Origin of the sequence: Vibrio lentus, from assembly GCF_030409755.1 — a bacterium.
In the GTDB taxonomy this organism is placed as follows: domain Bacteria; phylum Pseudomonadota; class Gammaproteobacteria; order Enterobacterales; family Vibrionaceae; genus Vibrio; species Vibrio lentus.
Window position 1 is genome coordinate 1316605 of record NZ_JAUFQE010000002.1, and the last position, 25885, is coordinate 1342489.

The window sequence follows — 25885 nt, forward strand, 5'->3', positions numbered from 1 at the left end:
TTAAAAAAAGGAGGCATTGTAGGAAAATGCCTCCATGTTTTGCTATTTTATCAATCAAATCAGATAGGAACGCCTAATAAACAAGCAACATACCATATTATCAACGAGTTCAATTTTAGGGCTAAAACTCGCACTTATCGAATACGATTAAGCACCGCAAACATGTCTCCTTCTTCACCTTGAAGCGTCAACACATCACTGTTTAATGTGTAACGAGTGCCGTGTTCACCGTTCTCATAAAGCAACACCAACTGGTCACCTTCGGTGTAATACACTCCGCGACGAATAACTTCACCACCTTCTTCATCTGATACTCGGAACATAAATATAAAGTCAGGTTGAAGGACTAAATCCATCTTTTGAATGTTACTCGCACGCAAATCGCTTCCGGACAGTTCGGCGCTTGACCATATTCCCGCCAATGCGTTTGGTAAAGCCTTGGTGAACATAACACCATTAAGGTTAAGCATATTATGGTTACTGCTGTAGGCGTAAACCTGAGGCTCTGAGGTGTTTAAACCCAAAATAATTGTGTCTTCATTGGCATTATACAAACCTTCCCAATGGTCGACACTGTAATCTTTCTTTTGAATATCAATAGAGAATGAGTAGTTTGAGTCAAGAGTCAGCTTGATTGCTCTAAAATTTTCAGTGCCTTGCTCGGGATCTGGATTCATCAAATACCAATCACCAAGCAACAGAGGAAGGTCAAAATGAGATAGATTGCTATCGCTTTTTGATTGTTGACCGTTCGAAGCGACCTCACTCCCGAAAGCAACAAAACTTAAACAAGATAAAAATAGTAGAATCCATTTCATACGCACGCCCTCGTTTTCTTTAAGCTTAGGCACGTAATGAATAGAAAGCGAAAAAATATGATCCAAGTCACTAAATTTTAAATGCAAAGTAACTTAAATGTCATTATTCGACGCAAAATAGAGCTAAATAACCCTGAATATTGAGTGTTCTTTGAGACAATCTCAACGGTTACAATCAGGTATTCCTGTCAAATCATAGACAAAAAAAAAGCGAGCCTAGGCTCGCTTTTTAAATTGTGCATCTTTAAACAATCACCTTTTAACAGGTATTTGCTCTATTTCTTGATCATATCCAGCATGATAGCAACTGATTCATCAAGATAAGCATCCGGGGCTTCGTAGTCTTTGGGAATATCATCCAACGTTTTAAATGCCTCTAACTTAGCGGCTTTTTGACGTTGGTTAATACGCTCTAGACGAAGCGCATCCGCATCATCACTCTCTTGTTGACGAACCTTTTCATTAAGAGAAAGGTCGTTGTCGTCTTTATCTGCCTTATATTTTTCAATATCTTGCGCGATAAAGCCAAATTCCATGTCAGTAGCAATGCGAGCTTGGTGTTGGGCAGTCAAAGCAACTATTTTGTCATCGTTACGCTGTAACACTGAGTAGTTTGCTTTATCAATGCTGTCCCAAGGTAGAGCATTATCTTCAACACTTTCACCAGTATCTTCTGGATCGATTGGAGTTGAATAAGCAATATCAGGTACTACACCTTTGTTTTGCGTACTGCCACCATTGATTCGGTAGAATTTCTGGATTGTGTATTGAACGTAACCCAACTCTTTATCGAACAAATCATAGATATGATTCAAAGAGCGATGTTGTTGCACCGTTCCTTTACCGAAAGAGTTTTCGCCAAGGATAATCGCTCGACCGTAGTCTTGCATCGCTGCAGCAAAAATCTCAGAAGCTGACGCACTGTAGCGATTCACCAATACCGTTAATGGGCCTTGGTAACTGATTTCGCCGTCGGTGTCGCTGTTCACTTTGACACGACCGTAGCTATCACGAACCTGAACAACAGGTCCCTCTTTGATAAATAAACCAGAGAGTTCGGTTGCTTCAGTCAGTGCGCCACCACCGTTGTTTCGAAGATCAACGATAATCCCTTCAACACCTTGCTGTTTAAGCTCAGTGATCAGTTTATCGGTATCTTTAGAAAGGCCAACATAGAAACTTGGTACTTCAAGAACACCAATCTTCTTGCCATCTTTCTCGATAACTTCAGATTTAACAGCGCGGTCTTCTAAACGAATCTTGTCGCGTACAATTGTGACAACGTGACTTTTTGCGTCATTACCTTCCGGCAAGATCTGTAGCTTAACTTTGGTCCCTTTCGGGCCCTTAATCAGTTGTACTACGTCGTCTAAACGCCAGCCGATAACATCAACAACCTCTTCGCCATCTTGACCGACACCAACAATACGGTCACCATCACTCAATTGTTTGCTGTTTGACGCAGGGCCACCAGCAACTAACGAGCGAATAACGGTATAGTCGTCTGTCATCTGAAGCACAGCACCAATACCTTCCAAAGATAGATTCATCTCTGATTGGAATTGTTCTGCATTTCTTGGAGAAAGGTAACTGGTGTGAGGATCAACTTCACGCGCAAATGCGTTCATGTAGATTTGGAAAGCATCTTCATTATGCGATTGCGTAATACGCTTCATCGCATTGTTGTAACGCTTTTCCAAAACCTCTTGAATCTCTGGCCACTCTTTACCAGTAAGTTTTAGATTCAACGCGTCGTATTTAACACGCTTCCTCCAAAGCTCATTCACTTCGGCGATATCTTTCGGCCATTCCGCTTCACTACGATTGAGCTCAATACTTTCATCGGTATCAAACTTAATCTCAGTGTCTAGCAAAGACAGCGCATACTGAAAACGTTCAAAACGCTTCTGCATAGAAAGATTATAAACATCGAAGGCAATCTGGTTATTACCCGCTTTCAGCTGGTCATCAATTTGCAAAGATGAGGAGGAGAAAGAGTCAATATCAGCTTGAGTGAAGATATTACGATTATAATCCAGCATCTCTAAATAACGATTAAAGATAGCTTGAGAGAAATCATCGTTGAGATTGAAGTGTTTATAGTGAGAACGAGTAAATCGAGAAGTAACACGTTTACTAGCAGTTTCGTGTTGGACCTCAGGAGCGAGTAAAGGTAAATCGTCCTGATCTAATTTGGCTTCAAGAGCCTGAGCTGAAGCTGCTAGACAAAAGCTAGCAGCAATCAGTGTCAATTTTGAACGGCATTTCATGCGTAGGAGTATCTCCTTTAAGCGCGCAAGTGCTCCGCTTTAACAACCATTTGTAGGCCGTTTGCTAACTGAACACGTACATCTTCCTTATTGATTTCAACAATGGTCGCAGCCATGTTTCCTGTACCCATGTTCACATTTACTTCTTTGCCAGCGATGAATTCATCGGCGTTCAAAGCGCGTGTTTCTACAGGCTTTTCTACTTTTGGTGCTTTAGGCGCTTGACGACGAGGCTGTTGAGCTTTCTTCGCCTTAGTTTTCGCTTTGCCTTCTTCACGAGCTTTCTGTGCTTGTTCTTTACGACGAGCCTGAACTTTCGCTTTGCTTTCTGCAAGTGTAGCTTTAGCGTGTTCTACGTGCTCTTCTTCTAATGTGCCACACGCGTTGCCGTCTAGGTCAACACGATCTGCGCCAGCTTTTACGCCGTGCAGGTAACGCCATGATGATGTGTACTGTCTTAACGCTGCACGAAGCTGAGTCTTACTTACTTTTTCGTCTTCATTTAGACGTTCAGCAAGATCTTGAAAAATACCAATTTTAAGTGGTTTTGCTTCACCTTCTAGAGTAAAGCATTTAGGGAAACATTCAGCAACATATGCGATAACTTCTTTGCTGTTTTTTAACTTTTCAGTGTTTTCCATGTGGGTTCCTGGTTTTTGCGGTTTTCCGCGAGCATTAAGAAAATATTTTTACGTATTATAGAGAGATGCTTGGGAAAAACCACAGTAAGAGAATAATTTATGCCTTGTTCGCGTGCGAATTAAGCACCTTTTCCACTTCAGCCATAAAAAATGTCAATCCGTCTTCATCAATTTGAGAAAAACGACCAATATTTGGACTATCGATGTCAAGAACACCCACGACTTTACCATCGATAGAGAATGGAATAACGATTTCTGAGTTACTTGCAGCGTCACAAGCGATGTGACCTTCGAATTCATGCACATCATGAATGCGCTGAACTGTATTCGTCGCAACCGCAGTTCCACAGACTCCACGCCCTACTGGAATTCGAACACACGCTGGCTGACCTTGGAATGGACCAAGCACAAGCTCATCTTGTTGCATTTGCTTATCTTGCTTCATTAAGTAAAAACCAGCCCAATTAAGTTCATCTAATTCCATGAACAATAGTGAGCTAATATTTGCAAGATTCGCAATTAGATCGGTTTCTGATTCAATTAATGCAACGGCTTGTTTGGTTAAGCGTTGGTAATGTTCTATTTTCATATTAACTTCCAATTAAATTGAGACTTCCATTATCAAGAGAACGCAGTAAAATGCGGCCATCAAACTAAATAGGACTTATTCTCATTACAATGAACAATTCAGAAGACACTATTAGCCGTTCTTGGTTGATAACTCAAGTAAAAAAATACAAGTCCAAATTACTGTTTGCTAACTTTGTTGCCATTCTTGCAACCTTAATTAGCGTCCCTATCCCTCTGCTTATGCCACTCATGGTTGACGAAGTTTTGCTTGATAAGCCGGCTTCAGGGTTAGAGATGATGAATCATCTACTTCCAGTCTCGCTGCAAACGCCAACTGGCTATATTGCTCTTACTCTCTTGTTAGTTATCCTGATGCGCTCTGCTAGCCAAGCGTTGAATATTCTACAAGGTCGTCAATTCACTTTGGTTTCCAAAACGATCACCTACCAAATGCGTAGCAAGATGATCGATAAACTTGGCCGCATTAGCATCCGACAATACGAAACCAAAGGCAGCGGCGGTATTAATGCTCACCTTATTACAGACATAGAGACTATTGATAAGTTCATTGGCTCGACCCTTTCCAAATTTATCATCAGCTTCTTAACGGTGCTCGGTACCGCTATCGTCTTACTATGGTTAGAGTGGCGTTTAGGGCTGTTCATTCTACTGGTCAATCCTGTTGTTATTTATTTTTCTCGTAAACTCGGTAGCCGTGTTAAACACCTCAAAAAATATGAGAACCAATCTTTTGAGCGTTTTCAGAATCGCTTAGTTGAAACCTTAGATGGCATCTACCAGCTTCGTGCCGCTAATAAAGAGCGTATCTTTCTTGATGAACTGAAAGTTCAAGCAAATCAAGTAAGAATCGATGCCGATAAATACGCGTGGCAATCTGAAGCCGCAGGTCGAGTGTCCTTTTTATTGTTTCTATTAGGTTTTGAACTGTTCCGTGCTGTGGCAATGCTGATGGTGTTATTTAGTGATTTAACCATTGGCCAAATTTTCGCAGTCTTCGGCTACTTATGGTTCATGCTCGGCCCTGTTCAAGAGTTGTTAGGGATTCAGTTTTCGTGGTACAGCGCGAAGGCCGCGCTTCAGCGTATTAACGACCTGCTGCTACTTGAAGAAGAGCACCGACCGGTGAGTAAAGTGAATCCGTTCAATGAACATCAAGAAGTGACCGTCGACATTGAAGATGTTACATTCTCTTACACATTAGAAAACACTGTTTTAAATAGGCTATCCTTACACATACCTGCAGGTAAAAAGGTCGCTCTAGTTGGTGCCAGTGGCGGAGGTAAATCGACATTAATACAGTTGCTGATTGGGGTTTATCAAGCCGACTCTGGTTGTATTCGTTATAACGGTGAAACAACGGACGACATCAGCTTTGATGTAATTCGTAATCAAATTGCCGTTGTTTTACAGCAACCTATACTTTTTAATGACACATTGAGGCATAATCTGACCCTCGGCGCCGAATACGATGAAATGTCGCTATGGCGTGCGCTTGAAGTGTCTCAGATGCAAGATGTGATTAAGCAGCTAAGTAACGGTTTGGATACTCAAATTGGTAGGAATGGCGTTCGACTGTCTGGTGGTCAACGACAACGACTGGCCATCGCCCGTATGGTGTTGAGCAATCCGAAGTTTGTTATTCTTGATGAAGCGACATCAGCACTTGATACCGCGACAGAGTCCGCTCTGCACAAAGCGCTAAGCGAATTTTTGAAAGATCGCACAACTTTGATTGTGGCTCACCGATTATCAGCAGTGAAACAAGCTGATCTGATCTATGTTTTAGAAGATGGGCAAGTCACACAGACGGGAACACATGGTGAATTGGTTGAACAACAAGGACTTTATCAAACACTCTATGGCAGTGTGCAATCGCACGCCTGATGTTTGTCGTTCTAGTAAGTTAAGTCATTTCGATGTTTTGACCAATGCTTCAACTTGGGAGGTCTTGTGACCTCCCCCTCTCATCCTGTCACCGCTGATTCGTTACCAAGCGATCAACCATCGTCCGGACAACCACAAGGTAAGCACTTGTGCGACAGCAGTTCTGTACGACTATGCCAAGGCTGTGAACTTCCAATAGACAAGATGGACATCCCACATGGGAAGTCAGCTTACTGCCCTAGGTGCGGAACTCAATTATACCGCGGAGGCACACCTAGCCTCTCTGGAAACCTTGCCATCGCAGTCACCTGTTTATTGCTATTTATTCCTTCTCATTTCTTTGATTTCATCAGTATCCGCCTGATTGGCGTAATGATACCAGCTACACTGCCATCGGGTGTTTTTACCTTAATGGGAGAAGGCTTCCCACTGCTTGGGTTACTCATTTTATTCTGTAGCTCTATCGCGCCGTTTCTTGTTTGTACTTCTGTGCTCATCACACACGCATCATTGCGTTTTAAGATTTTCACACCATTTCGCTACTCATTAACGATTATCCAAACCTTAAAGCACTGGATGATGTTGGATGTGTTTTTGGTGAGTGTGGCTATCTCGTGTTTCAAACTACAAGACTATTCCGATATTTTTGTTGGCCCCGGTTTAATTGGATTGATTCTACTGCAGTTATTCAGCGTTCTACTGGTGAGCCGCATTAGTGTGCGACGTTACTGGGAAGCTTGGGCGAAAGAATCAGACTACTCTTTTACAGAAAGCAAAAATGTTCACTGTCACAACTGTCATCTATCTCAGCCTGAAGGTGACGCTTGTGTACGTTGTCACCATGACTTGTATCACCGCAAGCCATACTCTATACAAAAGACTTGGGCACTGTTATTTGCGGCTTCCGTTGCCATAATACCAGCGAACGTGATTCCAATTTCGATCGTAATCACTAACGGACAAAGGCTAGAAGACACGATCATTTCGGGTGTCGCCTCACTCATCAATACGGATATGTACGGCATCGCAGCGATTATCTTTATTGCGAGTATCGTGGTTCCAGTGGCCAAGATTCTCGGGCTTACCTACATATTACTTTGTATTCAAATGAAACGAGCACGCTATCACAGGCAAAGAATGACCATCTATTTCATCGTGAAATGGGTAGGTAAATGGTCGGTGATGGATCTCTTCGTTATTTCGATCATGATGACATTGGTCGACCGTGGACAAATTTTAAACTTTACACCAGGTTATGGTGCTGTGGCTTTCGGTGTCGTTGTTGTTATGACAATGCTGGCAGCGGAAAGCTTAGATCCTAGGCTAATTTGGGATAACCACACCTCTAAAGATGAGTCAGTGAATGAACAACAATAACCAATCACAAACGTCATATTCACCAGAAGTTAGAAAAAACAAAGGGATCTCGCCTTTGTGGATTCTGCCGATTCTAACCGTAGCACTTGCTGGTTGGCTGGTTATGAAGTCAGTACACGATGCAGGACAACGTGTGCAGATCTACTTCTCGGATGCCGCGGGGTTAGTCGCAGGACGAACCACGATTCGCTATCAAGGTTTAGAAGTGGGTATGGTTCGAGATATCACGTTGTCCAAAGACCTCTCAAGTATTTATGTTGATGCTGACATCTATCCTGAGGCTCAAAAGCTTCTTTCAAAGGGAACGCGTTTCTGGCTAGTGAAACCAACAGCAAGCCTATCTGGCATTTCTGGTTTAGACGCCCTAGTTTCGGGTAACTATATTGCGATTCACCCTAGTGATACCAAAGAGAAACCAGAAACGGTGTTTCACGCCTTGGAATCGTCACCTTCTGACTTATTGGCTTCCGAAGGTCTCAATATATCGTTGACGACCAAAGACCTTGGCGGCGTATCTGTCGGTTCACAAATTGTTTACCGCAAGATCCCGATTGGTGAAGTTTATAACTATCAACTCAATGAGAATGCTAAGTCGGTAACCATTCAAGCGGCCATCAAAGACGAATACAGCCATATCATTACCGACCAAAGTCGTTTTTGGAATGTAAGCGGTTTGGGGGCGAGTATCGGCTTCTCTGGTGTTGACGTACGTTTAGAGAGCTTAAGTGCCCTACTTGGCGGCTCCATTGCGGTCGACTCTCCGGGAGAAGGCCAGCCAGTTGAGATGAACACCGAATTTAAGCTCTACCCTGACTTAAAAACCGCGGGTCGTGGTATCTCAATCAAGATAGCAGTACCAGACGACAACAAGATCAGCGCAACTGGCGCACCTATCATGTACCGAGGCATCGAAATCGGTCAGGTTACCGATCTATCGTTGAGCAAAGGTCGTGAAAACGTCGTCGCTTCTGCCGCTATTCAACCTGCATTCAGTGACTTTTTGAACAGCGGAAGTAAATTCGTTCTAGAAGAGGCTGAACTATCTCTAACGGGTATGAAAAACCTTGCTAACTTAGTGACAGGTAACTTCCTAACATTAGTACCCGGTGAAGGTGAGAAATCTCGCCGATTTACCGCTATCCGCAAGAACGAATTCAGTCAGGAGCAAGAAAAGTCTGTTGCGATTCGCCTGACCTCCAACAATTCATTTGGTTTGGATGTCGGAACCCAATTGCTTTATAAAGGCATAGCCGTTGGTTCAATCATTGATGTTGGGCTGGTTGAAAGTGTTGGAACCGGTAGCGACAAGCATGAAGTATTCATGGATGCGCTGATCGACAACCAATATGCACACCTTATCAAAAGCAATAACCGCTTCTTCGTGACAGGCAGTGCAACGGCAGAGCTTACAGAGTCAGGGTTAAGCGTCACTGTCCCGCCAGCCAAACAGCTGTTGAGTGGGTCTATTAGCTTTGTAAGTGAAGGCAACAGTAAGTCTCGCTCTAACTATCAATTATTCCAAAGTAAGTCATTAGCAGAGATCGCGAAGTTTAATCAAACTGGTTCTAAAAAGATGTCGTTGTTTGCCAGTGAACTGCCTTCTATCTCGAAAGGAAGTCCTCTGCTCTACCGTAACCTTCAAGTCGGTAGTATTTCTAACTTTCAGCTTGCCGATGGTGGCGTAAGAATCGAAGTAACTATCGAAAACCGTTACACACACTTGATCAACAAGCACACGGTATTCTGGAACCGATCAGGTGTTGAAGTCGATGCTTCTTTATCAGGTATCAGCATTAAAGCTGCGCCGGTTAAAACGCTGATTCAAGGCGGTATTGCCTTTGATTCACTACCAGGAATCGACAATAAGCTTGGCAACGTCTGGAAGCTATACGCCGATTCGAAATCTGCAAGAAAGTTTGGCCGTGCGATTACCATCACCTCTTCTGGCGACCAAGAAGTCAGCAAGGGCATGGCGATCAAGTATCAGGGCGTAACGGTTGGTGAAGTGACTCTCGTGATTCCGAACTTTAACAAAGGTGGTATCGAAATTACCGCTCGCGTTTTACCGGAATACGTGGAGAAAATAGCCGTCGCAAACAGCCACTTTTGGTTAGCAGAACCGGAGATCGGCCTAAACGGTATCAAAAACGTATCGGCACTACTCTCTAAACACATCAATGTAGAACCAGGAAAAGGCGAAAAAACCACGGCATTTAAGCTCAGCCAAGGCCCCGTTCAACCTGAAGGCAAAGTGTTTACGTTGCAGAGTGAAACAAGAGGTTCGGTATCTGAAGGCACACCAATTCTATTCAGAGAACTAGAGATTGGTTCTGTAATTGACGTACAGCTAGGTGAATTCGCTGACCGTATTATCTCAACCATTCAGATCAAACCTGAATTCGCCTATCTGATTCGCTCAAACAGCGTTTTTTGGAATGTGTCAGGTGTTGATGTCTCAATCGGTTTATCTGGTGCAAACATCAAGGCTGGTACAGTAGATAGCTTGTTAAGAGGCGGGATTACTTTCTCAACGCCACCAACGAATGAACTCCAACCGTTGGCAGAAGAAGACCAATCTTTCTATTTATATCCTCAAGCCGAAGATGAATGGAAATCTTGGAGAACCGCCATACCTCGCCCTTAGTGAACTAAGTTTCTACACTGAAACACACACGATTCAACTTAAAATGCAGCCAAACGGCTGCATTTTTATTGTTTGAAGCAAATTTGGTTTAGGACAATCTCATTTTGCTTTAAACTGCGCGCATTAACGCTATAAATCGAGATACCCTTTTGCACGCTAACGTATATATCCCAGAAGAATTCCTGACTCATATTGAAGGCATCATGCCAAGCCATCTAGATATGGCTTCATTTGTCGCTTCTTGTCAAAAGCCACTTCGTAAAAGTATTCGAGTGAACACACTGAAGATCAGTGTTGAAGATTTCCTCGTACGCGCGAAAGACAAAGGTTGGGAACTGGAACCAGTACCTTGGTGTGAAACGGGTTTTTGGATTACTGCAGATGAAAGTGAAGCGCCTTTAGGCAACACAGCAGAGCACATGTCTGGCCTATTCTACATTCAAGAAGCCAGCTCGATGATGCCACCGTCAGCTCTATTCCAAGGTGAAGAGAATTATCAAGCCGTGTTAGACACAGCTGCTGCGCCCGGCTCAAAAACGACTCAAATAGCGGCCTTGATGGATAACCGTGGCGTACTGGTTGCTAATGAATACGCAGCAAGCCGAGTGAAAGTCCTTCACGCCAACATCGAGCGCTGTGGCGTGCGTAATGCAGCCCTAAGTAACTTTGATGGCAGAGTCTTCGGCGGTTGGCTACCAGAGCAATTTGATGCTGTGTTGTTAGACGCTCCCTGCTCTGGTGAAGGTACGATTCGTAAAGACGCCGATGCAATGAAAAACTGGACTTATCAGTCTGTGGTCGATATTGCTGACACTCAAAAAGATCTGATTGAAAGTGCGTTTCACGCTCTTAAACCTAACGGTGTGTTGGTTTACTCAACCTGTACATTAAGTACCGAAGAGAACCAACAAGTATGTCATCACCTAAAAGAAACCTTTGGTGACGCGGTTGAGTTCGAGTCTTTAGAAAACTTATTCGACAATGCAAAAGCGACGACGACTGAAGAAGGCTTTCTTCACATCTTCCCGCAGGTTTATGACTCGGAAGGTTTCTTCGTTGCACGTATTCGTAAACTTGCTTCTGTGACGCCACCAGAAGTGAAAAAGCGTTTGGGTAAATTCCCATTTGAAAAAGCCAATAAGAAAGCGCAGCAAGAAGTCGCTGATCAGCTTTTAGGCGCACTGGATATCGAGTTACCAAGTGACACTCAGGTATGGATTCGTGACAAAGACGTTTGGCTATTCCCTGAAGCACTAGAGCCGATGATTGGTGAATTCCGTTTCTCTCGTATGGGCATTAAGATCGCAGAGACCCATAAGAAAGGCTACCGCTGGCAGCATCAGGTAGCGACAACGCTCGCAACGGGCAACGAAGCCAACATTGTAGATCTGAATATTGAAGACGCACGTGAATGGTTTATGGGACGAGATGTTCGCCCAGAAGGCTTGTCAGGTAAAGGCGAAGTGCTGGTTAAATACAACGGTGCGATCATTGGCCTTGGTAAGTGGGTTGGCAACCGAGTGAAGAACGGTTTACCGCGAGAGCTAGTACGCGATAAGAACCTGTTCTAATTATGCTTAAAGCATGCGAATAAACAAAAAGCCCAAACAACGTAAATTGTTTGGGCTTTTTCTATTCACATCAGATAACTCGGTACGATTAAAACAATGTCGAATCAACGCTTAATTACATAAACATCAATTCAAGTCACTATTTGCGTTATGGAAAATCGCATATCGAGAAATTTAAACTAGACTTCCGTCTATCAGACAAAGAATTACAACGATTAGCGTAGGCTCTTCGGAGCCCTTTCCCCTAAGCCCAAACAGGAAAGTTTGGGCTTTTTTTTAACCGAGAGGCTCGCTTATTCTGCTAAGCGAATGCCTTCTTTATCAATAGAGATTTTACCTGACTTGTACAGACCACCGATGGTCTTTTTGAACGTACCTTTACTGGTTCTGAATGCCGTGAAAATCGCTTCAGGTGAAGACTTGTCGTTCAGTGGTAAAAAGCCGCCTTTCTTCTCAAGCAGATCTAGAATCTTAGTGCTCAAGTCATCCATCTTCGCAACACCGATTTTTTGAAGAGACAAGTCAATCTTACCGTCTTCTTCACGAATGTTTTTGATGTAGCCTTTTAGTGATTTACCAATGAATAGCTTACCAATAATGTCTGATGGGAAAATCATTCCCCAGTGTTCGCCATTAACGATCGCTTTGTAGCCCAATTGGCTGCGCTCAGCGATGATAAGATCAACTTGTTCGTTTTGCTTATAAGTCGCAGGCGTGTTGTCTAACCATTTGTTGAACTTAGTTGTTCCAACAATACGGCTCGATGCTTTATCGATATACACATATACTAAGATTGACTGACCTTCGTTTAAACGGCCACGCTGCTCGCTGAAAGGAACCAGAAGATCTTTGCCTTTCACACCCCAGCTCATGAATGCACCGGTGCTGTTTACACCTTCAACTGTCATCAAACCAAACTGCCCTACTTGAGCTATAGGTTTTTCAGTGGTTGCAGCGATCTGGTTGTCAGAATCAATGTATAAGAAAACATCTAGCTTTTGACCAATTTCAACACCTTCAGGAGTAAATCGTTTCGGCAGCAACACCGTTCCATAGTCGCTAGCGTCAAGGAATACACCGAAGTCTGCTTGTTTTACTACTTCTAGGTTGTTTATTTGACCAATATTAATCATCAAGATTGTCTCTACTTTAAATTTGGCGGTGATTATACGTGATCTCTGATATGCTTTCGCTAGTTTCATTCATATTTTTATATTCTAGGAGACATCGTTGATCACCGTTGATAAACAAGATGCGATAACACTTAAAATTAACCATGCGATGGCTAAGACAAAAAAGCTCGATATGGACGTTTATCTATTCATTCCCGGTGAACTCGGACTGACGCCTGAAGTCCTTTCTGAAAGCGCATTTTTCTACAGTTCAATTACTCAGAAACGCGCTTACTACAGTGATAAAACGCTGCTACCTCTAGTACACAGCCGTTTAGCAAAACGTGGTCGACTCTCCATCACGCAGTATCGTGTCAGTTTGAGTTTGTTCGCTTATCAATATGTTATCGCGCTAGACAAAGCCGTCAGCAGCTTGAATAAAAATGAGAGTGACAATGTCACGGCTGATGAAGTAGATGAAGTCATCGAACTGGCTCTCGATATATTAAAGAAACTGCGCCGAAGCATTCCTTATGAAGAAAACCTTAAACGTTACTATGCCAATATAGATAACTACCTATCTTGGTACACAGAGCAGAAGTTCTTATCACTGGTTTCCCATATGCCACGCGGCAGTGAATATTCCACCATCAAAGAGCGCCTATTAACGCTTTGTGATAAAGAAACTGCCCACCGCAAGCTGAATCGATACAACTCAGCCAAGGTTCGAGAAGATGTCACTCGTTTGAGCAACAAGATGCGATTGCTGCGTCGTTTGATTGAGCACCCTATCGTCCTTAAAGAAAAGACGACATCAATGGGTAAGAACGTGAAGAGAGCCGTTAAAGGCATTGCCACGGGCTTAGTCATGGTGGTGGTTACCACGACCGTCATATTGGCTCGTGACTTCCTAGGAGAGATTACCGCGTCTTTCATCGTATCCATGTCATTCATCTACGCTTTGCGTGAAATCTTCAAGGATGATTTAAGGGATATACTTTGGCGTTGGCTCCGTAAAGGAAAACCAAAGTGGAAGCGTCGCTACTTTGACCCGACAACAAATAAGTCAGTCGGTCATAAACTTGAATGGTTGGATTACGCCAATTTCTCTAAGTTAGCGGACAAAATTCAGTTGATTCGTAAGAAGCGAGTTGTTCAGCGTGAAGAACAAATTTTGCATTATCGTTCCCAAACCGAAATGTCGACATCGACGTTTATGAGTGGTTACGAAGAGACGCGTGAAACACTGTCTGTCAGCCTGAGAGCTCTCACTCGTTTGATGGATAAGGGTTCAAATAACGTATATCGACTAAATGAAGGTCAAGTAAGTCGTGAGTCAGTAGAAAAACGTCACCTGCTGAACTTGATCATCAAAGAGAACAATCATGATAGCGAACCGACTTATTATCGTTGGAAAATCGTAATGAACCGTTCAAAAATCGTTGATATCGAGCAGATCACTCAAGAGTCATAGTCTTTAGGGGATGTGGGTACGAAATAAGGTATGTGGGTACGAAATCCACATACCGCTCTTTCATTTCTCACCGTTTCTTAGTGTTTCCACAAAGCTTTTAGCTACTTTCTAGAAGGCACTTTCTTAATAGAAAGCGTTAGCGTGAATTCAGCCATCGGTTCATCACCATGTAGAGACGGACAAGTCGCGATAATGGTCACAGGTTGGTTAACACGCTCTCCAGTCGACATGGTTTCAGCCAACATGGTATTGATCAGCTCTCCATCGTTACACGTAAAATGCACATCTCCCTCAGGGCGCTTCAAAAAATTACCCGTCACCTCTTTAAATGCCAGCGAGATTTTTTCACCTTGTTGCTGCGACTTACTCATGGCAAGAAAACCGCCTGCGACATCAGCACCCACAGCCAACACACCAAAGTACATACTATTAAGGTGATTCTTCGTTCGCCTTTTAAGAGGGATTTTCACTTCAACATGTTGGTTATCCAATGCGAGTAGCTTTGGGCGACACAACCAGATCAATGGCACTTTGAAAAAGCCAAACATACTTAAATAGAAATTTGCTTTTTGTAGAGGGGTCAACATTCGGATTACCTAATCAAATCAGTCATCAGACCAGTTAATCCGTTAGCGATAGAGATGTCAAAAAAATGTTACAAAAAAGAGATATCACGTCTCCATGATATCTCTTCATTTTCAAACTCTTGCAACAAGGGAAGATTAAGCCGTAATGACGGTATCAACCCCTTCCAGATCCGCAATATACCCTTGAAGCCTTGGGTAATCGACCAAACCTTGAGTCACGATTAGCACAGGCTTCTTCGCGTGTTGAGTCGCTTTTACGATGCTAGAGATTAACGTAATCACCGCTTCGTTCTGTGGGTCAAACGCATGTTGCTGAGCTTCATTCTGCTTATCAACACCCAACGCAAATTGAGTCAGACTATCAACGTTCACCGCCGCACCGTCAAAGTAATGCAGAAGTCGTTCACTAAGAAGAACGGCAGAAGGGACATCACACGAGAAGAGCACTTTTAGGCCATTCAAGCCGCGTGGTAAACCTTGCTCAGCTAATAGATCAATGATTTTCGCGGCGTCACTCAGTGCTCGAACATAAGGAACAACGATTTCAACGTTGATACCTTGCTCACGCAGGGTTTTGATCACCTGACACTCTAGCGCAAAAGCCTTGCTGTATTCTGGTGTCGCATAACGCGCTACGCCGCGTACACCGAGTGCCGGGTTTACTTCTTCAACTTCGCAGTTGCCGCCAAGTAGAGAGCGGAACCCATAGCTGTCGGCACTGCTCAACGCAACACGAACCGAATTATGGTTTGGCTGAACGGCAGCTTGAATAGCGACAACTAAGGTTGAAACAAAATGTTCATCAACACTTTTATCACCAAGAATAGCGTCTAAAGAGGTTTTCTCAATATCAGACAAAGTATCTAAGTGGCTTTCAATACTTGGATGATAGAACACACGATCCATGACCAATTCAGACAGGGAAACGTACAAGTGGTTGGAATTATTATTATCGTTATAAGAAGGCAGCACATCACCTAAGACAAGTTCTGGGTGCAAAGTGCTTTGATTTTCTTGAGTCATTGCTGCTCCAGCATTTTTATGTTGTGTTCAAACGAAAATACCGATAGCTGCCTGTTAATACAAGTGAAAATCCCCTATTTGACGCTGGCCTGCTGATAAAAATAAGAATATTAGCAATAACTGAGATAACTTTGACGTAAGAGAGTTTATTCCTCTGTTCAATTCCGTTATCTTAACCACTTCGCAATAGAATAAAAAAGCTATCACATGCCATTAAAAACTGATGAGTTGAGAACCCAAGCTCTGGGTCCTATGCCAACTCCTGCCGAATTAGGCAATGCACACCCTATTACTGACGACGTTGCTGAGCGCATTAAAAACTCTCGCCGCCAAATCGAAGATATCCTAACGGGTCGTGATGACCGCCTATTAGTTATCGTTGGCCCTTGTTCTGTTCACGATACAGATGCGGCACTTGATTACGCTGAGCGCTTAAGTCAGATTCAAGACCAGTATAAAGATGAACTGTTCGTTGTCATGAGAACCTACTTCGAGAAACCTCGTACAATTGTAGGTTGGAAGGGTTTGATTACCGATCCGAATCTAGATGGTTCATACGCACTTGAAACTGGCTTAAACAAAGCACGTAAACTACTGCTTGATATCAACAAGCTTGGCCTAGCTACCGCGACTGAATTCCTTGATATGATCACAGGTCAGTACATTGCAGACCTTATCACTTGGGGCGCGATTGGCGCTCGTACGACAGAATCTCAGATTCACCGTGAAATGGCTTCAGCACTTTCTTGCCCAGTAGGCTTCAAGAACGCAACCAATGGCAACATCAAGATTGCAATTGATGCGATCCGTGCTGCGCATGCTTCACACTACTTCTATTCTCCAGACAAGAATGGTCGTATGACAGTTTACCGCACTTCAGGTAACCCATACGGTCACGTTATTCTACGTGGTGGTGATAAAGGCCCTAACTTTGACGCTGAATCTGTTGAGAACGCATGTAAGCAACTGGCAGAAGTTAACCTTCCTGAGCGCTTAGTTGTCGACTTCAGCCACGCAAACTGCCAAAAGCAGCATCGTAAGCAGTTAGAAGTGGCACAAGACATTTGCGAACAGATCAAATCTAACAAAAACCAAATTGCAGGCATCATGGCAGAAAGCTTCATTAAAGAAGGTAACCAGCCAATGACTGACATCAATAACCTAGAATACGGTAAGTCAATCACTGACCCTTGCCTAAGCTGGGAAGATACTGCAACCATGCTAGACATGCTTGCAACTGCAATTAAAGATAGAAATTTAGCTTAAGGAACGAACACAATGCCATCATTTGACATTATCTCTGAAGTAGAAGCAGTAGAACTACGTAACGCTGTAGACAACGCAAACCGTGAGCTATCGACTCGTTTCGATTTCCGTGGCGTTGAAGCTAGCTTCGATTACAAAGACGAATCAGTAAAACTGACAGCGCAAGATGACTTCCAACTAAAACAGATGCGCGACATTCTTCGTAGCAACTTAACGAAGCGCAACGTTGACCCGAACGCGATGGAAGCGAAAGCAGCAGACCAAACAGGTCGCACTTGGCACCAAACGGTTATCTTTAAGCAAGGCATCGAAACTGATGTAGCGAAGAAGATCGTTAAGCTAATCAAAGACAACAAAGTGAAGGTTCAAGCGTCTATCCAAGGCGACAAAGTTCGTGTAACTGGTAAGAAACGTGATGATCTACAAGCAGTTATGGCTTTAGTTCGTAGCGGTGAACTTGGTCAACCTTTCCAATTTGATAACTTCCGCGACTAATTTCTGAGTTTTAGCGACTGCTTATTTGGGTTGCTCATTCATCAGCACAATGTCGTGTTCGAAATAGCAAAAAGCCACTTCTTTGGGAAGTGGCTTTTTATTTATCTAGAGACTTTATTCAAGGATCGTAAAGTAAGTACGAGCTGAACTAGATAGTTCTAGTCTTAGCTAATAACTTTAGCGGAAGACAGTTTCAAGTCTTTGCCGACTAATAGATTGAACTCAACACTTGCTGGTGGAATAAACACACACACACGTAAGTTCTCTTCCCTTGCCTTCTCAAGCTTTGTCGATAACTCTCCACTATCGCTGAAACTCTCTCTCTCGGCGTCTCTACGGCACAAGTCAATGTAATCAAATGGGCACTCTTTAGGTGACAACACCAATTCTGCTTCTTGCATCAGGCGCAGCGCCTTCATTGAGAGAAGTTCTACATCTTGCTCGAACTCAATCCAAGTCACTTGCCCTTCATTATCGACAGGTTCCGCCAAAGATTTCTGATAATAAGCTTCAAGTTGCTCCCGCTCCGTGACTTGATTGATGAAACTGGAAGACAAAAATCGCTCCCAGAATTTGCGGCGTTCATCAACAGTAGGAAAGGACTCTTTAATCGAATTGCGTTTTGATGCACCAAAGTCTGCGATCAAACCAATATTCTGAGGCAAGACGGTTTCGAGTTTTTCTCTAATATTTCTCACCAAAACAGGTGATGCACCCCCGCTTGAGATCGCAATTTGGATTCTTCCGCGATTTATCATTGAGGGAGTGATGAAGTCACAGTAGGGTAAGTCGTCGACCACATTGACAAGAATACCCAACTTTTTTGCATCATTATGTACTTGATGATTTAGGTCTGGGTTGTCTGTGGTTGCCCACACTTGTAAGTAGTTTTTCGAGATAAGTTGCGAAGAATAAAAGTTTTGAACCCAATGGACTTTATTATCATCAACAAGCTGCTTTAAGTAAGGCTCTACCTTGGGGGATACTAAAGTGACATCCGCCCCAGCTCTTAACAAGCTATCTACTTTTCGGCAAGCAACCTCACCCCCACCCACCACTAAGATCGGCTTATTTTCTACATCTAAAAACATTGGGAAATAACGCATGTTCTTCCTTGAGATGACTTCAATAACTATTCAGCCATGCTACCAAATTTGGAGCATATTAATAACTATCCGAGTGCAATAAAAATATTTATTCACCAAATTTCAATCTTTCTGAAGTTTAATGTTTCATCATTGTGATGTTGATTCAGAATATTTATCTAGTCAATTGTCAATATAAAAATCTAAATCTCGTTGCACCAACAGTGTGAACCGCTGCACTATTTACATTAAGTTAACATTTGGTCATTCTAATTGTGTTCGGATTTGTGATTTCATTCAAAATTCTTTTTAAATTATACATTTGTGAAAGTACGGATCCTTTCCTAACCTTATAAATAGTTGTTTAAATCGCACACAGTTTCATTTGCAAAATGCAACCAGTTTGATTTGAGTAACAAGGTCTTAGAAAGCGCAACACATATAGAAAAACTCAAATGAGCACGAGTATCAGGTGTCACCTGGTTAACAAGGAAGGATACAAATGACAAAAAAATATCCGCCTTCTTAGAAGGCGGTTTTGCTTTATAACCCCCTAAAAGGGGGCGTCCGCGCTATCAGTTCTTCAATAACTGTAATTGTTGTTCATACTCTATGTCCTGCTTATCTTGGTGTCGTACATATCGCCGAATGACTTCTTCATTCACACCGACCGTATCTACAAAATACCCTCTAGCCCAAAAGTGATTTCCCCATAATTTCTTACGTATATGTGGGAATCTATTGAAAAGTCGAATTGCTGTTCGGCCTTTTAAAACTCCTAACAAACTCGATACTGATAACTTGGGAGGAATAATGACAACAAGATGAACATGATCTGGTTGAACATTTAATTCTAAAACTTCGCAGTCTTTCATATTGCACAAAATATAGATTGAACGATAAAGCTCCTTTCCTACCTTATCTTTCAAAATCTTATATCTGTACTTTGGAGTCCAAACTATATGGTATTTGCAACGCCAATAGACATGTGATGAACTTCTGTAATCGCCCATGTGGTTGTTTCCTCTTACTTGTGGTGAATAAGAGGTTACTTCTAACATGGGCACTTCTTCAGGCTATAGCCTCAAGGAACAATCACCACCGCCCTAGGCGGTGGTTTTGAGGAGCCAATAAACTAACACTTCTTGCTTCAGTAGTAGCTGCATCAACTGCGATGATGGCAACATCAGCATCAGCGGCAGAAAGCACTCTGGACAAAGTCACATCTCAAGGATTTTTAACTTGTGGTGTAAGTACAGGTCTTCCAGGGTTCTCTAACCCTAACTCAAAAGGTGAATGGGAAGGAATCGATGTTGAGTATTGTCAAGCTCTTGCAGCGGCTGTACTCGGTGACAAGACTAAAGTTAAGTATGTACCTTTAACAGCGAAAGAACGTTTCACTGCCCTTCAATCGGGTGAAATCGACGTACTATCTCGTAACACAACATGGACACTACATCGTGATACTGCTCTAGGTCTGAACTTCGTAGGTGTTAACTACTACGATGGTCAAGGCTTCATGGTTAAGAAAGAACTTGGCCTGACAAGTGCTCAAGAACTTGATGGTGCTTCAGTATGTGTACAATCAGGTACAACGACTGAACTTAACCTAGCTGATTACTTCCGTAACAGTGGTATGTCTTACAAGCCAGTAGTATTTGATACTGCAGCACAAACGTCTAAAGGTTTTGATGCGGGTCGTTGTGATGTTCTTACAACTGACCAATCTGGCCTATATGCACTTCGCTTGAACCTAGCCGATCCTAAATCTGCGCAAGTACTTCCTGAAATCATCTCTAAAGAACCACTAGGTCCTGTTGTTCGTCAAGATGATGACAAATGGTTCAACGTCGCTAAATGGACACTTTCAGCGATGATTAACGCGGAAGAGTACGGCATCTCTTCTAAGAACGCTGATGAAATGCTTAAGTCAAAAGATCCAAACATCAAGCGTATTCTTGGCGTTGACGGTCCTAAAGGTAAAGGGCTAGGTATTCGTGACGATTGGGGTTACCAAGTAATTAAACAAGTTGGTAACTACGGTGAGAGCTTCGAACGTACTGTTGGTACAGGTTCACCACTACAGATCTCTCGTGGCGTAAACGCACTATGGAATGCGGGCGGCTTTATGTACGCTCCACCTATCCGTTAATAAATTTCCAAGCATCAATTAGGGCGGACTTTTCCGCCCTATTTATTAAATGGATTTGAGGTTATAGCAGTATGAAACCTAATGAAACTATTTCTCCAGCTCAGGCAAAGCCACAGCCCAAAAGTGCCAACCTTTTTTACAACCCCACTTTTCGCTCAGTTATTTTCCAAATTCTCGCTGTCGGAGCACTCTGTGCTTTCTTTTACACGATCGTAAATAATGCACTCACTAACTTAGATTCCCGTGGTATCGCCACTGGTTTTGATTTTCTCTCCCAAGAAGCTGGTTTTGGTATCGGCTTAACTCTCATTGAATACGACGAAACGTTCTCATACGGTCGTACTTTCTTTATCGGTCTTCTCAATACCGCTTTAGTTTCTGTGCTAGGCATCATGCTAGCCACGGTACTGGGCTTTAGTATGGGTATTGCTAGGCTTTCTTCAAACTGGCTAGTGAGCCGATTTGCGGCGGTCTACATAGAAATATTCCGAAATATCCCTCTTCTTCTACAAATATTTTTTTGGTATTTCGCCGTTCTACAAGCATTACCTTCCGCTCGTCAAAGTATGAGCCTTGGTGAAGCTATTTTCTTGAATGTACGTGGTCTGTACTTCCCTGCCCCTATCATGGAGCAAGGCAGTAGCATTGTTATCGCATCGCTAATTGTCGGTATCATCGCTACGTTTGTTATCAACATCTGGGCTAACAACAAGCAGAAATTAACTGGTCAGCAAACACCTATGGGGCGTATTGCCGCAGCACTCATTGTGGGTTTACCACTGGTTACGTACTTTGTTATGGGCATGCCTATCTCTGCTGAATACCCTGTTTTAAAAGGATTTAATTTCAAAGGTGGTATTAGCATCATTCCTGAACTTGCCGCATTGATGCTTGCTTTAAGTATCTACACAGCTGCATTCATCGCTGAAATTGTGCGTTCAGGTATCAACGCGGTAAACCATGGGCAAACAGAGGCTGCTATGTCTCTAGGGCTCCCGCGAACAAGAACTCTTAAGCTAGTCATTATTCCGCAAGCATTAAGAATTATTATCCCACCACTAACCAGTCAGTATTTAAACCTGACCAAAAACTCATCACTTGCGATGGCCATTGGTTATCCCGATCTTGTGTCTGTATTTGCAGGAACAACATTGAACCAAACTGGACAAGCTATCGAAGTAATCGCGATGACAATGGGCGTCTACCTGACTCTAAGCCTATTAACATCCGCTCTAATGAACATATACAACCGCAAAGTAGCGTTAGTGGAGAGATAAGATGAGTACACATCAATTTCAACCTGATCTTCCGCCTCCAGCGAATACCGTTGGGCCTGTCGGTTGGTTAAGAAAGAACCTATTTAATGGACCAGTTAACAGTGTCGTCACTGTGGTGCTTGCTTATTTTGCTTTCACTTTATTGTGGGCGATAGCAGATTGGGCATTCATTAATGCTGATTGGATAGGAACAACACGAGATGCTTGTACAAGTGATGGCGCTTGTTGGGTGTTTATTAGCGTGCGCTGGGATCAATTCATGTATGGCTTCTATCCTGAGGCTGAGCTGTGGCGCCCACGCTTATTCTATATCACACTAGCGATATTTGTTGCTTTGTTAGCCTACGAAAGAACACCAAAGCGTACTTGGATTTGGTTATTTTTTGTAAACATCTACCCTTTCTTGATCGCTGGTCTTCTTTACGGTGGTATCTTCGGACTAGAAGTCGTCGATACACATAAATGGGGTGGATTGCTAGTTACACTGATCATCGCGCTTGTGGGTATTGTGGTATCACTGCCTATTGGTGTCGCACTCGCACTGGGTCGACGTTCAGAGATGCCAATCATCCGCAGTATGTGTACCGTTTACATCGAGATTTGGCGTGGTGTACCGCTGATTACGGTTCTATTCATGGCCTCGGTAATGCTTCCCCTCTTTCTATCAGAAGGGACAGAAACCGATAAACTGATCAGAGCGCTTGTTGGGGTTGTACTCTTCAGTGCAGCTTACATGGCAGAAGTAATCCGTGGCGGTTTACAAGCGATACCAAAAGGTCAATACGAAGCGGCTGACGCCTTAGGGTTAAGCTATTGGAAAAAAACGGGGCTTATTATTCTGCCTCAAGCTCTAAAAATCACAATCCCTTCAATTGTGAACACCTTTATTGGTTTGTTCAAAGATACCAGTCTAGTTTTGATTATCGGTATGTTTGATGTACTAGGGATTGGCCAAGCCGCGAATACCGACCCTGAATGGCTTGGTTTCTCAACAGAAAGTTATGTATTTGTCGCGTTAGTGTTCTGGGTGTTTTGTTTTGGCATGTCGAGATACTCGATTTGGCTAGAAAACAAACTTCACACCGGTCACAAACGATAATTAACAAGATCAAGGACGTATTATGACGCAGCAAACAGAAAACAACTCTCAAGGTCTTATGATCGAGTTAAAGGACATGAACAAGTGGTACGGTGAGTTCCACGTTCTTAAAAACATCAACTTGGAAGTTAAAAAAGGCGAGAAGATCGTTATTTGTGGCCCTTCAGGTTCAGGAAAGTCAACGATGATTCGTTGTATCAACCGCCTAGAAGAGCACCAAAAAGGCCATATCTTTGTATCCGGTAATGAGCTAACGGAAGACCTGAAAAACATCGAAGCCGTTCGCCGCGATGTCGGTATGTGTTTCCAGCACTTCAACTTGTTCCCTCACCTAACGGTATTAGAAAACTGCACCTTAGCACCAATCTGGGTGAAGAAGATGCCGAAAGAGGAAGCAGAAGCCATCGCGATGAAATTCCTCGAGCGTGTAAAAATACCAGAGCAAGCGGATAAATTCCCAGGCCAACTGTCTGGTGGTCAACAACAACGTGTGGCAATTGCTCGTTCTTTATGTATGAACCCGCAAGTTATGCTGTTTGATGAACCTACATCAGCGCTCGATCCAGAAATGGTACGTGAGGTGCTCGATGTAATGGTCGAACTTGCAGAAGAAGGCATGACGATGTTGTGTGTAACGCACGAGATGGGCTTTGCTAAAGAAGTTGCCGACCGCGTTATCTTTATGGATGCGGGTGAAATTATCGAAGAAAACAACCCAGTCGATTTCTTCGAGAACCCACAATCGGATCGAACTCAGAACTTCTTGAGTCAAATCTTGCACCATTAATGTGATACTATACTGATATAGGCAGAGGCGGCTTCGGTCGCCTCTTCGTTATTAAAGCTTCTTAAAATTGTAAACATGAAACACTAGTAACAATTTGTTACATCTTGAGAAACACTTAAACGACTATTTTGATTATTATTTTAAGTATACAGAAGGAATGAAAGACTTGATTTTTCGAACTTTCAGCCCCATAAATGTACTAATAACTATTGAAGTCACCTTACGAGGAAGATTATGAACAGCCCTATGTTTTCACGCACAGCAACTCAAGAGAATGCTCTGCAAACCAATAAAGTGTTGCGTAACACATACGCACTACTGTCTATGACACTACTTTGGTCTGCTGTTGTAGCAGGCGTATCTATGGCGATGAACCTTCCTCGTCCTGGTCTTATTATCATGCTGGTTGGTTTTTACGGCCTACTATTCCTAACAGAAAAGAACCGTGACAACGGCATGGGTCTTGTGTTTACGTTCCTGTTTACAGGTTTCCTAGGCTACACGATCGGTCCAATCTTAAACATGTATGTCGGCGCAGGTATGGGTGATGTCATCTTAACTGCACTTGGCGGTACTGCGCTTGCCTTTATGGCAGCATCAGCTTACGCACTAACAACTAAACGCGACCTTTCATTTCTTAACGGTATGTTGATGGCTGGTTTCGTTGTACTGCTAGTGGGTATGGTTGCAAACATCTTCCTACAGATGCCTCTACTATCATTGGCAATGAGCGGTATGTTCATCCTGTTCTCGACTGGTGTTATCTTGCTAACAACGCAAAGCATCATCCGTGGCGGTGAAACGAACTACATCTCAGCAACTATTAGCTTGTATGTTTCGATCTACAACATCTTCATCAGCCTACTAAGTATCTTAGGTATTATGAACAGCAACGACTAATCATAGTTCGTTCAAAATCGAGCCCAAGAGCCTGTCTCTTGGGCTTTTTTGTATCTGTAGATGCAATATTCCTATAGATAACGACAATATCTCTTGAGAAAGGTAAACGTGGTCATGTACCCTATTTACTGAGTTAAACTGATTCTGGACTAAACATGTTTGAATATAACGGCAAACAAATTGAAACCGACGCTCAAGGCTACCTATTGGACTACACACAATGGGAAGAAGGTATGATTGAAATCCTGGCTGAAGACGAAGCGATTGAACTGACTGAAGCACACTTGGAAGTCGTCCATTTTGTAAGAAGCTTTTACGAAGAGTTCAAGACCTCTCCAGCTGTTCGCATGCTCGTTAAAGCAATGGAAAAAGCCCACGGCCCTGAAAAAGGTAACAGTAAATACCTGTTCAAATTGTTCAAGAAAGGCCCAGCTAAACAAGCAACAAAGTTAGCGGGTTTACCTAAGCCAACGAAATGTTTATAAGCTCCATCCGCTAACAAGATCTACCTGTCAATACTGTAGTAACAGCGCTACAGTATTTTAAACTCTCCAACAGAAACAGTCCGCTTATCCGTCTCACTGATTCGATGCTTAACAACCTGGTCTACTGTAGCGCTAGAAGGCCCTAACTGTAACCACGCGTATAACTTCTCTATCTGCTCCATATCCCCAACCGCTAATACTTCGACACAACCATCGTTTAAGTTCATTGCATAGCCTGAAATACTCAAGGCGCGCGCCTGCCTGCTTGTGTGATAACGAAAGCCAACACATTGAACTCGGCCTGATACGACAAATATACATTGTGAATTTTTCATAACGTTGCCTCA

The 25885-nt window shown here is 43.0% G+C and carries 23 protein-coding genes; 13 read left to right on the top strand and 10 right to left on the bottom strand.

What is annotated here, in order from left to right; translation table 11 throughout:
* Positions 1-134: 134 nt before the first annotated feature.
* The 4 genes from QWZ07_RS14490 to QWZ07_RS14505 form a co-directional block, all read right to left on the bottom strand.
* Positions 135-818 carry a hypothetical protein gene (locus QWZ07_RS14490; RefSeq protein WP_065104252.1) on the bottom strand — a complete coding sequence of 228 codons (684 nt, stop codon included), beginning with the start codon at positions 816-818 and terminating at the stop codon, positions 135-137.
* Between the two features lie 275 nt (positions 819-1093).
* Positions 1094-3088, bottom strand: a complete 1995-nt coding sequence (gene prc / locus QWZ07_RS14495; protein WP_192854205.1) for a carboxy terminal-processing peptidase — start codon at positions 3086-3088, stop codon at positions 1094-1096.
* A 17-nt stretch (positions 3089-3105) separates the two neighbouring features.
* The gene (gene proQ, locus QWZ07_RS14500; RefSeq protein ID WP_017106990.1) at positions 3106-3729 is read right to left on the bottom strand and encodes an RNA chaperone ProQ; all 624 of its coding nucleotides are present in this window, start codon (positions 3727-3729) and stop codon (positions 3106-3108) included.
* A 97-nt stretch (positions 3730-3826) separates the two neighbouring features.
* Complete coding sequence (locus tag QWZ07_RS14505) at positions 3827-4318, bottom strand: GAF domain-containing protein (protein WP_065104250.1); 492 nt, start codon at positions 4316-4318, stop codon at positions 3827-3829.
* An 89-nt stretch (positions 4319-4407) separates the two neighbouring features.
* Here QWZ07_RS14505 and QWZ07_RS14510 point away from each other — a divergent pair, with 89 nt between their 5' ends.
* The 4 genes from QWZ07_RS14510 to rsmF all read left to right on the top strand — a co-directional run bounded on the left by QWZ07_RS14510 (position 4408) and on the right by rsmF (position 11796).
* Complete coding sequence (locus tag QWZ07_RS14510; RefSeq protein ID WP_192854206.1) at positions 4408-6204, top strand: ABC transporter ATP-binding protein; 1797 nt, start codon at positions 4408-4410, stop codon at positions 6202-6204.
* A gap of 54 nt (positions 6205-6258) precedes the next feature.
* Entirely contained in the window at positions 6259-7581 is a 1323-nt protein-coding gene (locus tag QWZ07_RS14515; RefSeq protein ID WP_065104248.1) for a paraquat-inducible protein A, read from the top strand.
* Positions 7568-10225: an MlaD family protein gene (locus QWZ07_RS14520; RefSeq protein WP_192854207.1), complete on the top strand. Its 2658-nt coding sequence runs from the start codon at positions 7568-7570 to the stop codon at positions 10223-10225. Before QWZ07_RS14515 ends, QWZ07_RS14520 begins: the two co-directional genes overlap by 14 nt.
* Before the next feature lie 149 nt (positions 10226-10374).
* On the top strand, positions 10375-11796 hold the full coding sequence (gene rsmF, locus QWZ07_RS14525) for a 16S rRNA (cytosine(1407)-C(5))-methyltransferase RsmF (protein ID WP_102518876.1): 1422 nt from the start codon (positions 10375-10377) through the stop codon (positions 11794-11796).
* A 293-nt stretch (positions 11797-12089) separates the two neighbouring features.
* On the opposite strand, the gene QWZ07_RS14530 is transcribed toward rsmF, so the two are convergent.
* A complete protein-coding gene (locus QWZ07_RS14530) occupies positions 12090-12998 on the bottom strand; it encodes a CvfB family protein (protein WP_192854208.1) in 909 nt (302 codons plus the stop codon).
* A 28-nt stretch (positions 12999-13026) separates the two neighbouring features.
* Between QWZ07_RS14530 and QWZ07_RS14535 the strand changes: the two genes are divergently transcribed.
* Positions 13027-14382: a hypothetical protein gene (locus QWZ07_RS14535; RefSeq protein WP_017106997.1), complete on the top strand. Its 1356-nt coding sequence runs from the start codon at positions 13027-13029 to the stop codon at positions 14380-14382.
* 101 nt (positions 14383-14483) lie between these two features.
* Here QWZ07_RS14535 and QWZ07_RS14540 read toward each other — a convergent pair whose 3' ends face one another.
* A complete protein-coding gene (locus QWZ07_RS14540) occupies positions 14484-14969 on the bottom strand; it encodes a PaaI family thioesterase (RefSeq protein WP_017082222.1) in 486 nt (161 codons plus the stop codon).
* 135 nt (positions 14970-15104) lie between these two features.
* Positions 15105-15992: a putative PEP-binding protein gene (locus QWZ07_RS14545; RefSeq protein ID WP_102558602.1), complete on the bottom strand. Its 888-nt coding sequence runs from the start codon at positions 15990-15992 to the stop codon at positions 15105-15107.
* A gap of 207 nt (positions 15993-16199) precedes the next feature.
* Here QWZ07_RS14545 and QWZ07_RS14550 point away from each other — a divergent pair, with 207 nt between their 5' ends.
* Entirely contained in the window at positions 16200-17258 is a 1059-nt protein-coding gene (locus tag QWZ07_RS14550; protein ID WP_017106999.1) for a 3-deoxy-7-phosphoheptulonate synthase, read from the top strand.
* 12 nt (positions 17259-17270) lie between these two features.
* Complete coding sequence (locus QWZ07_RS14555; protein WP_004733632.1) at positions 17271-17753, top strand: YajQ family cyclic di-GMP-binding protein; 483 nt, start codon at positions 17271-17273, stop codon at positions 17751-17753.
* A gap of 164 nt (positions 17754-17917) precedes the next feature.
* Here the strand turns inward: QWZ07_RS14555 and QWZ07_RS14560 are convergent, their stop codons facing one another.
* Both QWZ07_RS14560 and tnpA read right to left on the bottom strand, forming a co-directional pair.
* A complete protein-coding gene (locus QWZ07_RS14560; RefSeq protein ID WP_192854209.1) occupies positions 17918-18859 on the bottom strand; it encodes a precorrin-2 dehydrogenase/sirohydrochlorin ferrochelatase family protein in 942 nt (313 codons plus the stop codon).
* A gap of 554 nt (positions 18860-19413) precedes the next feature.
* A complete protein-coding gene (tnpA, locus tag QWZ07_RS14565) occupies positions 19414-19851 on the bottom strand; it encodes an IS200/IS605 family transposase (protein WP_192854767.1) in 438 nt (145 codons plus the stop codon).
* Between the two features lie 161 nt (positions 19852-20012).
* Between tnpA and QWZ07_RS14570 the strand changes: the two genes are divergently transcribed.
* The 6 genes from QWZ07_RS14570 to QWZ07_RS14595 all read left to right on the top strand — a co-directional run bounded on the left by QWZ07_RS14570 (position 20013) and on the right by QWZ07_RS14595 (position 25538).
* Positions 20013-20990, top strand: a complete 978-nt coding sequence (locus QWZ07_RS14570; protein WP_192854623.1) for an amino acid ABC transporter substrate-binding protein — start codon at positions 20013-20015, stop codon at positions 20988-20990.
* A 71-nt stretch (positions 20991-21061) separates the two neighbouring features.
* Complete coding sequence (locus QWZ07_RS14575; protein WP_192854625.1) at positions 21062-22267, top strand: amino acid ABC transporter permease; 1206 nt, start codon at positions 21062-21064, stop codon at positions 22265-22267.
* A 1-nt stretch (position 22268) separates the two neighbouring features.
* Complete coding sequence (locus tag QWZ07_RS14580; protein WP_065104242.1) at positions 22269-23366, top strand: amino acid ABC transporter permease; 1098 nt, start codon at positions 22269-22271, stop codon at positions 23364-23366.
* Between the two features lie 22 nt (positions 23367-23388).
* Complete coding sequence (locus QWZ07_RS14585; protein ID WP_009846639.1) at positions 23389-24153, top strand: amino acid ABC transporter ATP-binding protein; 765 nt, start codon at positions 23389-23391, stop codon at positions 24151-24153.
* Between the two features lie 234 nt (positions 24154-24387).
* Positions 24388-25053: a Bax inhibitor-1/YccA family protein gene (locus QWZ07_RS14590; RefSeq protein ID WP_017110713.1), complete on the top strand. Its 666-nt coding sequence runs from the start codon at positions 24388-24390 to the stop codon at positions 25051-25053.
* A 155-nt stretch (positions 25054-25208) separates the two neighbouring features.
* A complete protein-coding gene (locus QWZ07_RS14595; RefSeq protein WP_192854627.1) occupies positions 25209-25538 on the top strand; it encodes a TusE/DsrC/DsvC family sulfur relay protein in 330 nt (109 codons plus the stop codon).
* Positions 25539-25585: 47 nt separating this feature from the next.
* Here QWZ07_RS14595 and yccX read toward each other — a convergent pair whose 3' ends face one another.
* The gene (yccX, locus tag QWZ07_RS14600) at positions 25586-25873 is read right to left on the bottom strand and encodes an acylphosphatase (protein ID WP_102339095.1); all 288 of its coding nucleotides are present in this window, start codon (positions 25871-25873) and stop codon (positions 25586-25588) included.
* Positions 25874-25885: the final 12 nt, after the last annotated feature.

Coding starts and splice junctions, on each gene's coding strand:
- QWZ07_RS14585 (WP_009846639.1), top strand. CDS start 23,389: ATGACGCAGCAAACAGAAAACAACTCTCAAGGTCTTATGATCGAGTTA.
- QWZ07_RS14570 (WP_192854623.1), top strand. CDS start 20,013: ATGATGGCAACATCAGCATCAGCGGCAGAAAGCACTCTGGACAAAGTC.
- QWZ07_RS14545 (WP_102558602.1), bottom strand. CDS start 15,992: ATGACTCAAGAAAATCAAAGCACTTTGCACCCAGAACTTGTCTTAGGT.
- tnpA (WP_192854767.1), bottom strand. CDS start 19,851: ATGGGCGATTACAGAAGTTCATCACATGTCTATTGGCGTTGCAAATAC.
- QWZ07_RS14520 (WP_192854207.1), top strand. CDS start 7,568: ATGAACAACAATAACCAATCACAAACGTCATATTCACCAGAAGTTAGA.
- prc (WP_192854205.1), bottom strand. CDS start 3,088: ATGAAATGCCGTTCAAAATTGACACTGATTGCTGCTAGCTTTTGTCTA.
- QWZ07_RS14580 (WP_065104242.1), top strand. CDS start 22,269: ATGAGTACACATCAATTTCAACCTGATCTTCCGCCTCCAGCGAATACC.
- QWZ07_RS14550 (WP_017106999.1), top strand. CDS start 16,200: ATGCCATTAAAAACTGATGAGTTGAGAACCCAAGCTCTGGGTCCTATG.
- QWZ07_RS14505 (WP_065104250.1), bottom strand. CDS start 4,318: ATGAAAATAGAACATTACCAACGCTTAACCAAACAAGCCGTTGCATTA.
- QWZ07_RS14530 (WP_192854208.1), bottom strand. CDS start 12,998: ATGAAACTAGCGAAAGCATATCAGAGATCACGTATAATCACCGCCAAA.
- QWZ07_RS14490 (WP_065104252.1), bottom strand. CDS start 818: ATGAAATGGATTCTACTATTTTTATCTTGTTTAAGTTTTGTTGCTTTC.
- proQ (WP_017106990.1), bottom strand. CDS start 3,729: ATGGAAAACACTGAAAAGTTAAAAAACAGCAAAGAAGTTATCGCATAT.
- QWZ07_RS14560 (WP_192854209.1), bottom strand. CDS start 18,859: ATGCGTTATTTCCCAATGTTTTTAGATGTAGAAAATAAGCCGATCTTA.
- QWZ07_RS14595 (WP_192854627.1), top strand. CDS start 25,209: ATGTTTGAATATAACGGCAAACAAATTGAAACCGACGCTCAAGGCTAC.
- QWZ07_RS14555 (WP_004733632.1), top strand. CDS start 17,271: ATGCCATCATTTGACATTATCTCTGAAGTAGAAGCAGTAGAACTACGT.
- yccX (WP_102339095.1), bottom strand. CDS start 25,873: ATGAAAAATTCACAATGTATATTTGTCGTATCAGGCCGAGTTCAATGT.
- QWZ07_RS14540 (WP_017082222.1), bottom strand. CDS start 14,969: ATGTTGACCCCTCTACAAAAAGCAAATTTCTATTTAAGTATGTTTGGC.
- QWZ07_RS14575 (WP_192854625.1), top strand. CDS start 21,062: ATGAAACCTAATGAAACTATTTCTCCAGCTCAGGCAAAGCCACAGCCC.
- QWZ07_RS14590 (WP_017110713.1), top strand. CDS start 24,388: ATGAACAGCCCTATGTTTTCACGCACAGCAACTCAAGAGAATGCTCTG.
- QWZ07_RS14510 (WP_192854206.1), top strand. CDS start 4,408: ATGAACAATTCAGAAGACACTATTAGCCGTTCTTGGTTGATAACTCAA.